Origin of the sequence: Thiohalomonas denitrificans, from assembly GCF_900102855.1 — a bacterium.
Lineage (GTDB): Bacteria > Pseudomonadota > Gammaproteobacteria > Thiohalomonadales > Thiohalomonadaceae > Thiohalomonas > Thiohalomonas denitrificans.
Genome location: NZ_FMWD01000007.1, coordinates 54647 through 70697, shown reverse-complemented (window position 1 = coordinate 70697; position 16051 = coordinate 54647). Strand labels below are relative to the sequence as shown.

Annotated in this window: 12 protein-coding genes; 9 read left to right on the top strand and 3 right to left on the bottom strand. The window is 58.5% G+C overall.

All coding sequences use genetic code 11. From position 1 onward, the window contains the following. Positions 1-406 precede the first annotated feature (406 nt). Positions 407-2104, bottom strand: a complete 1698-nt coding sequence (locus BLP65_RS11775) for an acetolactate synthase 3 large subunit (RefSeq protein ID WP_245688315.1) — start codon at positions 2102-2104, stop codon at positions 407-409. 272 nt (positions 2105-2376) lie between these two features. Between BLP65_RS11775 and BLP65_RS11770 the strand changes: the two genes are divergently transcribed. From BLP65_RS11770 to BLP65_RS16960, 5 genes are all read left to right on the top strand, one after another. Then, a complete protein-coding gene (locus BLP65_RS11770; RefSeq protein ID WP_092997324.1) occupies positions 2377-2820 on the top strand; it encodes a DUF4124 domain-containing protein in 444 nt (147 codons plus the stop codon). 15 nt (positions 2821-2835) lie between these two features. Continuing rightward, positions 2836-3186 carry a phenylpyruvate tautomerase MIF-related protein gene (locus BLP65_RS11765; protein WP_092997321.1) on the top strand — a complete coding sequence of 117 codons (351 nt, stop codon included), beginning with the start codon at positions 2836-2838 and terminating at the stop codon, positions 3184-3186. Between the two features lie 395 nt (positions 3187-3581). Then, positions 3582-5300 carry a proline--tRNA ligase gene (locus tag BLP65_RS11760; protein WP_092997318.1) on the top strand — a complete coding sequence of 573 codons (1719 nt, stop codon included), beginning with the start codon at positions 3582-3584 and terminating at the stop codon, positions 5298-5300. Between the two features lie 786 nt (positions 5301-6086). Continuing rightward, positions 6087-6422, top strand: a complete 336-nt coding sequence (locus BLP65_RS11755; RefSeq protein ID WP_092997315.1) for a hypothetical protein — start codon at positions 6087-6089, stop codon at positions 6420-6422. Between the two features lie 78 nt (positions 6423-6500). After that, positions 6501-6872, top strand: coding sequence for a hypothetical protein (locus BLP65_RS16960; protein ID WP_217631982.1), 372 nt, complete (start codon positions 6501-6503; stop codon positions 6870-6872). A gap of 120 nt (positions 6873-6992) precedes the next feature. On the opposite strand, the gene BLP65_RS11745 is transcribed toward BLP65_RS16960, so the two are convergent. Then, positions 6993-7907: a DMT family transporter gene (locus BLP65_RS11745; RefSeq protein WP_217631981.1), complete on the bottom strand. Its 915-nt coding sequence runs from the start codon at positions 7905-7907 to the stop codon at positions 6993-6995. Positions 7908-8318: 411 nt separating this feature from the next. On the opposite strand from BLP65_RS11745, the gene kaiC reads away from it, so the two are divergent. From kaiC to BLP65_RS11725, 4 genes are all read left to right on the top strand, one after another. Continuing rightward, positions 8319-10034, top strand: a complete 1716-nt coding sequence (kaiC, locus tag BLP65_RS11740; RefSeq protein WP_175452549.1) for a circadian clock protein KaiC — start codon at positions 8319-8321, stop codon at positions 10032-10034. Positions 10035-10036: 2 nt separating this feature from the next. Beyond that, on the top strand, positions 10037-10330 hold the full coding sequence (locus tag BLP65_RS11735; RefSeq protein ID WP_092997307.1) for a circadian clock KaiB family protein: 294 nt from the start codon (positions 10037-10039) through the stop codon (positions 10328-10330). Continuing rightward, complete coding sequence (locus tag BLP65_RS11730) at positions 10317-11243, top strand: sensor histidine kinase (protein WP_092997304.1); 927 nt, start codon at positions 10317-10319, stop codon at positions 11241-11243. Before BLP65_RS11735 ends, BLP65_RS11730 begins: the two co-directional genes overlap by 14 nt. Before the next feature lie 677 nt (positions 11244-11920). After that, positions 11921-14299 (top strand): S8 family serine peptidase, encoded by a 2379-nt coding sequence (locus tag BLP65_RS11725; protein ID WP_092997301.1) that lies wholly within the window; start codon positions 11921-11923, stop codon positions 14297-14299. Positions 14300-14718: 419 nt separating this feature from the next. On the opposite strand, the gene BLP65_RS11720 is transcribed toward BLP65_RS11725, so the two are convergent. Beyond that, a complete protein-coding gene (locus BLP65_RS11720) occupies positions 14719-16014 on the bottom strand; it encodes a hypothetical protein (RefSeq protein WP_139181499.1) in 1296 nt (431 codons plus the stop codon). Between the last annotated feature and the right edge of the window lie 37 nt (positions 16015-16051).

Here is a 16051-nt window from a genome sequence, read left to right as displayed (position 1 = left end):
AAATCGCCTTCAGCGAGTCGCCGGCCGGCCAGATGCAAGGCGCGGCCTCGCAGGAAGGGTTGTTCCCTTTCAAGAGGGCGCAACGCCGCAGATGGCCGGCCAGCGGCTCGCCCGGAGGGAGCCACTGGGGCGCGCCATGACTACGTTGCAGCGCTTGGAAAGGAGAATGACCCTTCCCCTGCGCACCGCGCCTTGTCCTGACGCGCCCCAGTGGCTCTGATGGTGATTTGTGGGGCAAGGGCAGGGCTAGCCTCTGCAACGAGGAGTAACACCGCCAGGCGGCGCGCCGGAGGTGCAATCGGGTGCGTAGCACTCCCGCTCGCTCGATGAAGGCTTTGGACAGTAACATTTTTTTCCCCAATACGTTTACAGAGGCTGCGTAGCGGTCAACGGCGGTTTCCAGGTTTCAAACCAGAATCATTTCTTCAAGGCCGGCACCGGCCGGCACCATTGGATAGACGTTTTCCGTCTGGTCCGTAATAAAGTTCAGGAATACGAACCGGTTCTTGTGTTTGGAAAATGCCTCCTCGAGCGCGGGTTTCACATCCTCGGGCTTCTCGATCTGCATGCCGACGTGTCCGTAGGCCTCCGCCAGCTTCACAAAATCCGGGAGAGACTCCATATAGGAATTCGAATACCGCTTCTCGTAAAAGAACTCCTGCCACTGACGCACCATTCCGAGATAGCGGTTATTGAGGCAGACGACCTTGATCGGCAAGCCATACTGCAGGCAGGTGGACAGCTCCTGGATGTTCATCTGGATGCTGCCCTCGCCCGTAATGCAGGCCACCTTGGATTTGGGATGAGCAAACTGTACGCCCATGGCAGCAGGCATACCGAAGCCCATGGTGCCAAGGCCTCCGGAGTTGATCCAGCGGCGCGGTTTGTCGAACTTGTAGAACTGGGCCGCCCACATCTGGTGCTGACCCACATCCGACGTCACGAAGGCGTCCCCCTTGGTCACCTCATACAACGTATCAATCACATACTGCGGCTTGATAACGTCGCTCTTCTGGTCATACCTGAGGCACTCCTTGGCGCGCCAATCCTCGATCTGCTCCCACCACTTCGCCAGCGCCGGTCCGTCAGGCGCCTTGCCCGCCTCCTTCACCAGCTTGTTCATGTCCTTCAGCACATTGGATACGCTGCCCACGATAGGCACATCCACCTTGACGTTCTTCGAGATGGACGCCGGGTCGATATCCACGTGGATGATCTTCGCGTGCGGCGCGAATTTGGCGATATTTCCGGTCACCCGGTCATCGAAGCGGGCGCCAATGGCGATCAGCAGATCGCAATGGGAGACCGACAGGTTGGCCTCGTAGGTGCCGTGCATACCCAGCATTCCGAGGAACTGTTTGTCAGTGGCCGGATAGCCCCCGAGTCCCATGGACGTGTTGGTAACCGGAAAGCCTAGCAGCTTGGCAAAATCGGTCAGCGCTTTCGAGGCATTGTCCAGAATCACCCCGCCGCCGCTGTAGATGAGCGGCCGTTTGGCCGAGAGCATCAGGTTTACCGCCCGCTTGATCTGGCCCGTATGCCCCTTCACCACCGGGTTGTAGGAGCGGAGATGTGCCTTCTTGGGATGGGTGTACTTTGTCCGAAGGGCAGTGATGTCTTTGGGAATATCCACCACCACCGGTCCCGGCCGGCCGGTGGTTGCGATATAGAAGGCCTTCTTCAGGGTCGAGGCCAGCTGAGCGACATCCTTCACCAGGAAGTTGTGCTTCACGCACGGACGGGTTATCCCTACCGCATCCACCTCCTGAAAGGCGTCGTTGCCGATGAGGGCGCTGTTCACCTGGCCGGTAAGCACCACCATGGGGATCGAGTCCATGTAGGCGGTGGCAATGCCGGTCACGGCATTGGTGGCACCCGGGCCCGAGGTGACCAGCACCACGCCGGGTTTGCCGGTAGAACGGGCATAGCCATCGGCGGCGTGCGTGGCCGCCTGCTCGTGGCGTACCAGTACATGCTTTACATCGTCCTGCCTGAATATCGCATCGTAAATGTGCAGGACGGCGCCTCCCGGATAGCCGAACACGTGTTCAACGCCTTCGTCTTTCAGGAAGCGAACGAGGATTTCAGCACCGGTCAGCTCCACGTGTCGCGCTCCAGATAGCAAAAATGCCCGTAAAAACGGGCGGGTTACGGATTGTATATTAGAAACGGAAAAACTACTGAGATTCCCACGGCAGGTCAAGTGATGCCTGCATCGGACAGGCAACCGCATACGTTGGAACAGCGGCTCGAGCACGTAAGTGTACGTTCACCGCATCATCGGTTGCCGGGATATCGACCCGTTCACGGAGTAGGCACTTTCGCCGGACTAACCAGATCCTCATAATAGGTGAAGAACTGCCGGCGGAGAACATTATGACAAGAAGCAACGCTTATCGCACCCTGATTGCCACAATCTGTCTTGTGCTGGCCGCACCGGCAGTCGCTAAGATGTACAAATGGACTGACAACGAAGGCAATATTCACTACTCACAGATTCCGCCCGAGGGGCGAGAGGCACGGGAGATAGCTGCCCCGCCGAAGGTCAGACCACAACAGGCTGAAGAACCGGCACAGGACAAGACCGCCCAACCCGAGGGCGAGGAGAGCGCCAAAGAACCGGAGCTCACCCCCGAACAGCAGGCCGAACGGGAACAGCTCTACCGGCGCAACTGCGACGCGGCACAAAAGAACCTCAAGCTTTTCCAGAACGCCCGGCGCATCATGGAAAATGGCGAGCTGGTGATCATCACTGAAGAGGATCGCGCCAAACGCCTCGAAAGCACCCGGGAGCAGATCGAAAAATACTGCAACCCCTAACTGAAGGAGTCAGCCATGCCCTATCTGATGGTAAAGACCAACCAGCCCGTCCCGTCCACCCCAAAGGGGGAGTTCCTCGCCCTCGCCTCACAGACGGTAGCCGAGGCCCTGGGTAAGCCGGAACGCCTGGTGATGGTGGCTCTGGAAGATGAGAGCTCCATGGTCTTTGGGGGTGACCATGCTCCCTGCGTCTACATGGAACTGAAGAGCATCGGACTGCCGCAAGAGCGCACGGCCGAACTGTCGGAAAGCTTGTGCACCCTCATCGAGAAGACACTGGGCATCGTCCGCGAGCGTATCTTCATCGAATTTGCCGATGCCGAACGGCACATGTGGGGCTATAACGGCGGCACCTTTGCGAAATAGGCCAGAATCAGTGCAGAACATCTAGACCGTCATTGCGAGTCGTACCCGCCGCTGTGCGGCCAAACGACGAACTCTTAGCCGTCATTGCGAGGAGCCCCAGCGACGCGGCAATCTGGTACTTGGCACTTCAAGATTGCTTTGTCGCTGGGGCCCTCCTGAAGAACTTAACGATTCCCCCTTGAATTTCAAACCACGGGGAACACGGGGCGCACGGGGTAGAAAAAACCCGAACAACTCGTTTTACCCCGTGGTCTCCATGTTCCCTGTGGTTACCAGCTCTTCATTAATGCGGGCCTGCGCAGCTACTCCTGCGCAATTGCGACTGGCACACTTCAGCCGGGCCGGTTACCATTTTCCGTCTTACTCGTTCGAACGACTAAACCACCAGGATTTTCATGCGCGCCTCGAAATATCTGATTGCCACTCTCAAGGAGACCCCCGCCGACGCGGAGGTCGTCAGTCATCAGCTCATGCTGCGGGCGGGGCTCATCCGCAAGCTGGCCTCCGGCCTGTATACCTGGCTGCCGATGGGGCTGCGGGTCCTGCAGAAGGTGGAAACCATCGTCCGCGAGGAGATGAACCGCTCCGGAGCGCAGGAGGTGCTGATGCCGGCGGTGCAGCCCGCGGAGCTGTGGCGGGAGTCGGGGCGCTGGGAGAACATGGGCGCCGAGATGCTGCGCATGAAGGATCGGCACGACCGGGAGTTCTGTTTCGGCCCCACCCATGAGGAGGTAATCACCGACCTCTGCCGCAACGAACTGCGCTCCTACAAACAGCTGCCGGCCAATTTCTACCAGATCCAGACCAAGTTCCGCGATGAACGCCGGCCCCGCTTCGGGGTGATGCGCGCACGCGAATTCCTGATGAAGGACGCCTACTCGTTCCATGTGGATCAGGCCTCTCTCGAAGAGACCTACCGGGTGATGCACGACACCTACTGCCGCATCTTCGATCGGCTGCAACTGGAGTACCGTCCGGTTCTGGCCGATCCGGGCGCCATCGGCGGCACCGGCTCCCAGGAGTTCCACGTGCTGGCCGAATCCGGCGAAGATGCCATCGCCTTCTCCGATTCCAGCGACTACGCCGCCAACGTAGAGTTGGCCGAGGCGCTGGCCCCGGAAGGCGAGCGTCCGGCCCCCTCCCGGGAAATGGAACTGGTCGACACCCCCAAAGCCAGGACCATCGCCGAACTGGTGGGACAGTTCGACCAGCCCATCGAAAAGACCGTGAAGACGCTGGTGGTGCAGGCCTCCGAAGACGTGGACGCCGATCTGGTGGCCCTGTTGGTGCGTGGCGACCATGAGCTGAACGCCATCAAGGCGGAAAAGCTGGCGGAAGTCGCGGCGCCCTTGCGCATGGCCGAAGAGGCGGAGATCCGTGCGGCCATCGGCGCCGGTCCCGGCTCACTGGGTCCGGTGGGGCTTTCCATACCGGTCATTGCGGACCGTACCGTGGCGAAGATGTCCGATTTCTCGGCCGGGGCCAACCAGGATGGCAAGCACCACTTCGGCATCAACTGGGGCCGTGATGCGGAGGAGCCTGAGGTGGCGGACCTGCGCAACGTGGAAGATGGCGACCCCAGCCCCGACGGCAAAGGCCATCTGCAGATCAAGCGCGGCATCGAGGTGGGTCACATCTTCCAGCTTGGCAAGAAATACTCCCAGGCGATGAATGCCACGGTGCTGGATGAGGCCGGCAAGGCCGTCACCATGACCATGGGCTGCTACGGTATCGGTGTCTCGCGCGTGGTCGCCGCCGCCATCGAGCAGAACCACGACGATGCCGGCATTATCTGGCCGGAACCCATCGCCCCGTACCAGCTTGCCCTCCTCCCGATAAACGCCAATAAATCCGAGCGGGTGCGAGAGACCGCGGAGAAGCTCTACCAGGAGCTGAGCGAACTCGGCATCGAGGTACTGTACGACGACCGCGGCGAACGCCCCGGCGTCATGTTCGCCAACATGGAGCTCATCGGCATCCCGCACCGGCTGGTAATAGGTGACCGGGGCCTCGACAAAGGCAACCTCGAATACAAAGGCCGCCGCGACGAAAAGAGCGTGGACGTGCCGGTGGAAGGCGTCATCGAATTCCTCCGCGACAAGCTGGGGGTTTGATCGCCTTCTTCTAAGGCGCGACAACAGAAGCGGTTAACCACGGGGTGCACGGGGTGCACGGGGAACACGGGGGCTTGGTTGTATAGCGCTTGATGCTTCGCCCCGTGCAAGATGTAAATTCAGCATAGGGTGCCCCACGGGCATCACTCACTATTTTCTCCCAACTTGCCATCCCCCCGCCTAGCCGATAGTGTCATCCACTATACCGACGCCACCGGAACCGACGGCGTCGCAACAAACGATGGACATCGCCATGGAAGCTTCTCCCGGGCCTGACATCAGATCACCCACTGCACCGGCCGGCCAATCCCGACCAGACTGTCGTCGTCACGCCACAGAAAACGCTGAACCCTTTCGGCCCGTCCGTTCAACACATCAACTCCGTCTCTATCCCCGCAGACGCGTCATTTGACGCACACCACCGGACTCGGCTTGACCTTTTGGTGTCAACTACGTTCTCGCTACCATCGATTTTTGGCGGTTATATGGTTCACCGCGGCATAACGGTTTATGCGCGAGCAACCGCCTATCCACGCAAAAAATTGGCAGTGTTCAGTGCAACTTATTGGTTTGGGGAGAAAAATCAACCGCATCCTCGGTTGATTATTTATGGTTTAGGCAGTACCGAAACGCCTACATAGTTAGATTTATATGAAGCTTCTATCAGGCCACGAAAGCATTGTTCAAGAAGACATCGAAACGTGTTCCCTGGCTCAATTGGCGTTCGCTTCCTTGAACAAGTTCAGCACGGTCCCTTATCTGCAACACACGGCGGACTCAGCATGAATGCTCCTCGAAAAGCTTCTTGGCCTCGCGATTAAGGCGCGATTCCTTGATGATCAGACAGGCATACTAAAGCAGCACGACCGCCGGCTGCTGGCTATTGGAAAATACTACGAGAACGGTGTTTTGAAGCATGAGGCGATAAGCATACGTTTGGTGCTTAATAAGTTAATCTACAACACTACTATCTCGGTTGGAACGGATGCTCGAACCTGCGTCGTTTTTCCCTCGGAACCGTCGGGACCTCATGAACCGCGCGCCGCTGCGACGGACCAAATAGAAGCGAAGAAATTATATATGCCAACAAATCAATTGGCGAATCGGAGCAAAGATGAATAAGACGAAAAATATTTCTGATTGGATAGGGCGTGCTGTTTATGGACTTATCAGCTTAAGCTTGGGTGTCATCAGTTCACAATGATGGGCGTTGCCTTATGGGATATATGGCTTTCGGTACACGAAAAAACCTTGCTTGTTACAGCCCTTCTTAATGCCATCGGCTTGATCGTGATTGGGACGGCTGTTTTTGATGTCTCCAAATTCTTATTGGAGGAAGAAGTTTTCAGCAGCAGTGGTACAAAGTCGCCCGCAAAACAGAGAGAGACTTTATTAAAGTTTCTCGTCATAATTGCCATTGCCGTAAGCTTGGAATCGCTGGTGTTTGTTTTTGACGCCGGGACAAAAGATATCACTATGTTGATCTACCCCACTTTCTTGTTAATTGCAGCTATTTTGGTGGTGGTCGGTCTTGGTGTATATCAGAAGTTGACTCGTGACGATGCCAAATAGCCGCCCCGTTCGAAAAGCGGCTCCATATTCAGGTAGCCCCGTGTTCCCCATTTGGTCCCCGCGATGTGTCGCAGTCTGGCCGCGCAGAGCATGAGGGCCGAGGTGCACAAGTTGACTGAACTACCTGGGAGGCAACATTCGGATAACGGGTCGGCGAAAGCCCAGCCGGTATACCAGCACCACGCCCAGGCCGGCTACGGCTAAACCGAGCACGTCGGTCAGAATCAGCCGGTCGCCAAAGGCGGCCCAGGCCATCAGCATGGTCACCGGTGGGCTGAGGTAGAACAGGCTGGCCACACGAGTGGCATCGTGGCGTACCAGCAGTCGCCACATGCTCCAGTAGGCGCCCAGCGATACGACCAGGATCAGCCAGCTCAGGGTGGCAATGAAAGGCAGGGCCCAGTCGGTGGCAAAGCCCTCGATCAACCAGGCCGGTAGCAGCAGTGCCAGTCCTGTGGCCGCGCTTTGATAAAACAGAGCGGTATCATCGGGCAAACGGGTCGCCGGGCCGTGTTTCTGGCGGTGCCGCTGTAACAGGCTCGCCGCGGTAATCCCCACCACCGACCCGAAGGGAATCAGATACGCCCAAATCACAACCGTGGTGTCCTGTGATATCCGTGCCACCACCGCGATCAACACGCCGCAAAATCCGAGAATCAATCCCAGCCATTGCCAGGCATCGGTGCGTTCGCCGAGTATCGGGCCTGACAGGGCGCCGGTCAAAAGCGGCTGCAGTGCCGTGATCAAGGCGACGATACCCGCCGGCAGACCCAGATAGAGGGCGATCAGTACGCAACCGAGCCAGACACCATGGGCAAGAACGCCCACCAGGGCCGTGTGACCCACCGTCCTGCCGCCCGGCCAGATCAGACGACCTTGCAGGCCGAGCCAGACACCCAGCAAGATGGTCAGAATCAGATAACGCCAGAACAACAAGCTCCAGGGCGAGGCGAACGGCAAACCGTATTCGGCCGCGATGAAGCCCGAATTCCACAGCAGCACGAACAGCAGTTCGAGCCCGAAAAGGCGAAGCACAATCTGTTTCATAAAGTGAGTAAAGGACAATTGGAGTCGGATAATAATCCCAGCGCGTGCGCGAACGGACAAAATGAACATGGGGACCCATCACAGGCGGACGCAAGTACACTGTATCTGGTCTTTCCTCTTGGGTAGACGGGGTCACTCGCCAGGGATGCTGCCGTCGAGCGTCACGGACGAAAGATAATTGCATAATCTCCACTTCCTGCATCCCTGTAGGTTCGTATTCACAGCGTACCTGCTATCAAGGACTCGCCGGCGCCAAAATGTGAGTATGCGTTTACCCTGCCGTGCTTTGCATTGCCAGTTTCGATTCCCTATCCTTCCTGTGATTCTTGGCACTCTTGCGGCTTGGAAGAGCTGACCTTCCACCCATATCCAATATCTAATCTACCAGGAGTCATCACTGTGGGATTCGCACGCACCGAGCTACCCAAGATCTCTACGGGTATCGACGGTCTCGATGCCATTCTCGGCGGGGGGATCCCCGAGGGTCGCACGACTTTGGTGCATGGCGGTACCGGTTCGGGCAAGACCATGGTGGGGCTGCAGTGGCTGCACTCGGGCGCCCTTGCCGGCGAGGCGGGGCTGTTCCTCTCCCTGGAGGAGAGCGCCGAGTCACTGCGCCGCAATACCGCCGCCCTGGGCTGGGACCTGGAGCGGGAGGAGCGGGAGGGCCGGCTCGCACTGGTGGATGCCAAGCCTGAGCCCTCGGCCATCGCAGCGGGCGATTTCAGCCTCACCGGCTTTCTGGCGCTCATCGAGGGGCAGGCGCGGCGGCTGGGGGCGCGGCGCGTGGTCATCGACGCCATTGACATGCTGCTCTACCTCTTCAATGACCCGGTGCGCGAGCGCAATGAGATGCTGCAGTTGCACGAGTGGCTCACCGAGCAGCGGTTTACCGCAGTGCTCACTGCCAAGCGTATCGGCGAAACCCTCCAGTATCCCTATCTGGAGTTCCTGACCGACTGCGTCATCCAACTGGAGGCCTCGCCCGAATCCCGTGGCGGGCGTGAATTGCAGGTCATCAAGTATCGCGGTTCGGGATTCAGCGCCGGTACGCATCGTTACACCATTTCCGATGAGGGCGTCGCACTCTACCCGCTGGTAAACACCGAGCTCGGCTACCGAACCGTAGGCAGTCCCGTTGCCACTGGTCTGCCCGATCTCGATCAAATCCTCGGGGGCGGTGTGCGCCAGGGTTCCTGTGCGTTGATCTCCGGGGCCAGCGGAACGGGCAAGTCGACCTTCGCCAGCACTTATGCCCAATCCGCCTGCGAGCGCGGCGAGGGGGTGCTCTATCTCAACTTCGAGGAGTCGGCCAACAACTTCATCGCCCTGATGCGAAGCACCGGCCTGTACCTGCAGCCCGTGGTCGATACCGGCCTGTTGCGGATCTTCGCGCAAGCTCCGGAGGCGGCAGGCACGGAGGAGCACCTGCACCGAGCTATCAAGCTACTAAAGAGTTTCGAGCCGCGGCATCTGATCATCGATGCCATCTCCGCGTGTAAACGCATGGGGTCGGAGTCCGCGGCCTTCTCCTATCTGCTGCGACTATTGACCTACTGCCGGGAGCGGGGCATTACCGCGCTGTTGACCAACCAGGTCGCGGGTATCCACGAAACTCACGAAATGGGGGGTATCGGCTTTTCCTCCCTCATCGACACCATCGTATACCTCGACTACGTTCACATCGGCGGCGAGGTCAACCGCACGCTGCTGGTGGCAAAATCCCGCGGCTCGCCGCACTCCAATCAGTATCGCGAGTTCGTCATCAGCGACCGGGGCATCCGTTTCATGCCGGTCTATACCGGCAGGGGCGGGATGCTGACCGGTGTCGCACGCCAGGAGCAGGAGCTGCGCGAACAGTTCGATCAGCGCAAGCGAGACCATGAAATCGAGGCCAAGAGGCGCGAGGTCCGCCACCGGCGGGCGATTTTCGATGCGGAGAAAACCGCTACCGAATTGCAAATCGACAAGGCCGATATGGAGTTGCAGGCACTGGAGAGCGACCAGCAGATCGCCCGGGAGGCCGAGCGCAAGCGACAAGCGATGCGCCTGAGCGAAGGAGAGAAGCGGGCCGACGACCCTTCACAGGACTCGAAAGATGGGGCGACTGATTGACCATGGCGGCGGAGCGGTTTCACTTTTCTCTTTACGTGGCGGGCGACGAGGCCAACTCCCACACCGCCGTCAACAACCTTGAAGCCATCTGTTCCGGGACATTGCGCGGGGCTTGCAGTGTCGAGATCATCGATGTGTTCGCCAACCTCGACGCCGCGCTCGAACAGCGGATCGTCATTACCCCGACCCTCATCGTGCGAACCGAACGGCCGCCCACGAAGATGGTCATATACGGCAATCTCAGTGACACCACCACCATCCTTAGGAGATTGGGGCAGCCCGATGGCAACAAATGAACATGAGCCGAGCCGTGAAGAGCTCGAGGCGCGGCTCGAGGAAGCCGAATCTCTGATCGAGGCGTTGCGCAAACACGAGGTTGACGCCATCCTCGGCGGCAAGGACATCGCGCTGGTACGCCTGCGAGAGATGGAGGAGGAGCTACAGCGGCGCCAGCACAAGATCGAGCACCGCAACCAGCAGCTCGAGCAGGCGCACCATTCACTGGAGAGCCGCTCCCGCGAACTCGAGCAGGCGAACGACGAACTGGAAGCGTTTACCTATTCGGTATCCCATGACCTGCGCGCCCCGTTGCGGGCGCTTAACGGTTTCTCCGAAATCCTGGAGGAGGACTACGCCGGCAGCCTGGACGACGAGGGGCGGGAGTATCTGAAACGCATCAGCGGCAATGCGCTCAGGATGAACGAGCTCATCGATGCGATGCTCCGATTGACCAAGATATCGCGCCATGAGATGCGACTGGAGAACATCGACTTGAGTGCCATGGCCGCGGAGGTGATCGACGAGCTAAGAGGCTCGGAACCCGAAAGGGAGGTGGAGGTGCGCATCGAGCCGGGCCTCGTGGCCCGAGCCGACCCGGAATTAATCAAAATAGTGCTCACCAACCTGTTGGGCAATGCCTGGAAATACACCGCCGGAACGAGCGGTCCCCAAATCGAATTTGGTCGCGGCCCTGCGCAACCGGGATACGAGACCTTCATTGTGCGAGACAACGGCGCCGGCTTCGATATGGAGCATACCCACGGGCTGTTCACGCCCTTTCGCCGACTCCACAGCAAAGAGGAGTTTGCCGGCACCGGTATCGGGCTGGCCACCGTGGCACGCGTAATCCGACGCCATGGCGGCAGGGTTGGCGCCGAAGGGGAAGTCGGCAAAGGGAGCGCCTTTCGATTCACGCTCCCGGCGACCTGAGCTGCTGCAACGCAGCTCCACCTCATCGGCCCCGCGGTCGTACGGAGGTAGAGGTATGCCACCAATATCCTTGATACGTATACCTTCCCGAGCCGTGTCAAACATGCATGCTTCCCGCATCGCTGCGTGCGGTAAAGGTGGCTATTCCTGACTCAGCAGTGTATGACGGTGACCAGCCTGGGGCGTGGAAAACCGATAGTCGACGAGCACTGAATCCGCGGGTAACTTGGACCGATATGGACGCCTCCCAGGGCCACTCGAGGTTCAATGTCCGGGTTCATTGAACCATTGACGTCTAAGATTTAGAGCTTTGCTACCTCATCTCGACCCGACAGTTTGCGTTAGGTCGAAAAGTCTTGCCATGCGTGGACGGTAATCCCCTTACCCAAAAGCAGCAGCTTTGTTTGCCCCTATCAGTCGGTTATTCTAACCACACCTGCGGTTGACGCTCGGGATGTCGTCTTCTCCAAACGCACCTACGGCAAGGTCCGCTTTGGCTGGCGTTGCTCGACCTCAAGGGCGTTAACGCCACTCGCTAGCACCGTCAGTGCACCAAACGCAACACCAAGTCAGGGTGTGTGGGAAAACGAACGCCGATTGGCAGCAGACGTTAGGCAAATCCACTGTACAGTCGGGGGGCTTACCATTGGCAATTTCAGAACGAGATTTGCAAAACCATGAACACGGATAAACCGATCTTTCGCTGCTTGCTTTCAGGCCTCTTATTTCTGCTAGGCACGACCTGCACGTGGGCGAGCGATTACGCACCAGGTGAGATCCTGGTCAAGTATCGTAATTCCGATCAGGTCTTAGAATCGGATCGAGCCATGCGCGCCAGCCCTGTCGAATACGACCATCGCTATCGATGGCAACGCCTGCGCTTACCGCCGGAACTGACTGTCGAGCAGGCCGTGGCTCATTACCGTCAACAACCGGAAGTGGAGTACGCCGAACCCAACTACATCGCTTCCAAGGCGGAATTGAGCCCGAACGACATTTATTACTCATCCCACCAGTGGGGCCTGCAAAACCTGCGGTCGGAACGCGCCTGGGACGAAACCACCGGAAGCAGTGACATGCTTATCGCCGTGGTAGACACCGGCATCTTCTATGACCATCCGGACCTGAAGGGCAACATGTGGATCAACCCGGGGGAAACCCGGAACGGCGAGGATGACGATGGCAACGGCATCATCGACGATATCCATGGCGTGAACTACAACAGCGGAACAACGACAGGCGATCCCAAAGATGATGACATTGCCGATTGGCACGGTACCCACGTGGCGGGTATCGCAGGTGCGGTAAGTAATAATGACCTGGGCATCGCCGGCGTTAACTGGGGCGTAAAAGTAATGGCTGTGAAAGTGCTGCACGGCGCAAGTGGCAGCGGCTTCACCAGCGACATCGTCAGCGGTATCGATTATGCAATTGCCAATGGCGCCAATGTGATCAACCTGAGCCTAACCATCCCGGGCTATAGCAATGCATTGGCCGATGCCCTGGCGCGTGCTGATGCTGCCGGAATCCTAACTGTTTCGGCCGCAGGCAACTCGGGCAGCAACAATGATGCCATCCCTTATTCCCCCGCGGGCGTCCGCACAGACAACAATATCGCCGTCGCGGCGATAAACCGCAGCGACGACCACGCCAGCTACTCCAATTATGGCCGCCTCACCGTCGATCTGGCCGCACCCGGTGGCGAGTGCACCTATAAGGAAAATTTGATCTGCGTCGATCCCAATGCCATCTACAGCACCATCGGCACAGGGAGCAGCAACTACGATAATTACCGCTATCTTGCCGGCACCTCCATGGCGACACCCCACGTTTCCGGCCTGGCGGCGCTCATATGGTCCCATGTTCCCGACCTAACCCACCGTCAGGTCAAGGCACGCATCCTCAATGGCGCGCGCAAGCTTGGCGCGCTCGACCACATCACCATTAGCGGCGGCACAGCCGATGCCTACGCCGCCCTGACCACAGCCGATAAGCCGGCCGTATTCCGCGTAGCCCCCTCCTCGGCCTATGCCGGCGATACAATGACCATCACCGGCGCCAACTTCGGTACCTCCATGGGCAGGGTAACCGTTGGCGAACTGGAGTTTCCTGTACCCTCCTCCTGGAGCGATACCACCATAAAGGTCAACGTACCGCGGGAGCTGCCTACCATTTATAACCGGCTTCAGGTCGGTGCCGAGGGCAGCGGCTTTTTCGTCCGCCGTCTCAACCACTCCCCGACCGCTAGCTTTGCCGTCGATCCCGCCGGCGGTACTGCGCCATTGACCGTGACCCTGACCGCCAGTGCCAGTGATGTTGACGGTGCCATCGTAAGTTATGAATGGGACGTGGGCGACGGCACCTTTTCGCACAACACCGGGGCTAGTAATGTCCTGCAACATACGTTTACATCTAGCGGTACGTACCCACTCAGAGTGCGTGTTTCCGACAGTGACGGTGGAACGGCAATCGCCAGCACCAGCCTTACTGTTACCAGCGGCAGTAGCGACACTGATGAAAGTGACAGTCGATGTTTCATCGCCACGGCCGCCTACGGCAGCCCACTGGCGGATGAAGTCATGGTCCTTCGCAAGTTCCGCGACCGGTATCTCATCGGCAACCGCTTCGGTGAGGCATTTGTCGAGTTCTACTACACCAACAGCCCGGCGCTCGCGAACGCCATACGCAACAACAGCTGGATGCGTGGTACGGTCCGTATGCTGCTCAGACCGGCTATATCACTGATCGGCTGGTTCATGAACGATGCCACCGCAGGCAGTTCGCGGCCCGCCTCCATAGCACCGAACGAATCCGATCAGACTTCCGAGCACGAATATATTGTCGCTTTCGTTGCTGGGACGAATGAAAATATGGCACGCACCATCGTGAAGGCGTTCGGAGGGCTCCTCCGCGAATACGATTCCTCATCCAACTATGGCGTCGTCGTGTTTACCCAAGAACTCATCGATGGTGACACCATCACCCAATTGGAATCCCATCCGGAAGTCCGATATGTCGAGCCGAATCTGATCGGGGGCAAACCGCCTTTTCCTTGAGGTTCGACGCAAGGCACTTGGCTGATCACGACCATCACTCCTGCTCTGGTCGCCACAGCGACCGCTTCGTCGCGACTCCTGCTATTCGCCGTTCCTCGGGGGTTCCCCTTAGGACAGCGTATAGCTATTCGCAAGCGCCCCCGGCGGTGTTGTCGTCGGGCCGTACCTTTGACTTCGGCTTCCTTGACCGGCCATGGAAACAGGAATGCAGATATTGCAGGAGTAACATCTGTCCGATCCTGCCTCGCAGGGGACACCCCTGCCGCTCGGCTAGTGATTCTCTACGGCACACAGGGGACTTGCACCCCCTGGTCATTCGGTTAGCACCACCTAAACCGAAACAGCGCCATAACTGGCGCACCAAAAAGAGAACGGCCCGCAATGCGGGCCGCCTCTACCGAGTGTTTGAAACCGGCTAGTTACTGCAGTACAACCTCGGTGACTGGGAGTTCAACACCCTTCGCAGTAAGGCGATGCACGCGTACCTCCTCTATTACCTCTTCATATTGCATGTAATGCGTGAATTGGAACGAACCGTAATCGATGCTGCCGTCACCGTTCAGGTCTTCGAAGTTCCAGGGTGCGTACGGGGCAACCGGTTCGCCGCAGACGTATTCATTGGTAACGTCGTCCCAATAGCCAGTGGAGTAATCACAGTATTCACCGAGATCGTTCGGATCTGCCGGCTCGAAGCCCCAGCTAAACTCACCCGGGTCGCTGATATAGGTCCCACTCGCATCATCCCAGACGCTTTCGAGCCATCCGCAGCTGGCGTAAACGGTACCGTCACTGGTCTCTTCGAGACAACCATCGACGACTTCTTCGTATTGCCCGGTATCCGGGTTGTACACCGATTCGTCGAAGTTCCAGGTACCGCGATCGCTGCCGTCGCCGCTGGCCACGATGACCGTTTCATACCAGGCGCTGGTCAACGTACCCAATTCAGTGGTGGAGACACTCTTGCTTCCGGTCTCTGTCCCTGCCTGCTGCGCGGCTGCCAACTCAATGGCGGCTCCCCGGGAGCGGGGAAGGTTGGCTGCTACCGCTTTAGCAGCGGTTGCCGTAGTATCAACCAGCGTCTTCCCGGTACTCTGGAGGCGGAATTCGGCGATGTCGGTTACGATCGTGACACCGTCGACAGGTGTGCTGTCAAGATCCGTCTCCCCAATCGGGTCGTTTCCATCAGCGTCAACGAGAGATTCATCAGGGAGCAGGCTCTCGGGGTCATCCTCATACATACCGTAGAGTTCCGCACCCAGCATAGTGACGAAACGGTCTCCGGGATCGATACCGCATTCGTCATCGTCGCACCCTTTGGAGAGATTCCAGTGGAAGCCATCCAGAGTGGTGTTGTTGTCGTTGCCACTATGGAATTGGCTAAAGACTTCCAGCCAACCCGCATCCAGTTCAGCGGCAGAGGTTTTGAGTGCTATTCCGTACTCAGCCCAACCGCCCACGGGCAGTGTGGTATCGAAGGCCGCCTTGCTTGGATTCGCCGCGGTTTGGACCATCGGGTCATCACTGTAGCTACTAGCACCGCTGTAAAGCTTGAAACCGCTGAGCACCGTACCATCCGCCAAGGTCAACGGATCAGCAGCGCCGGTATCCGTTTCGAAGGTCCAATCCCCCTGCAGGAAGGTCATAACGACGCTATTCGGACCTTCAACGATTTCGCCGCCCGTGCTGGCGTAATCAATGAGGTCAGCCCATTCCATTGTGGACGATCCGAACGTAGCGGCTTCGAAGTAATAT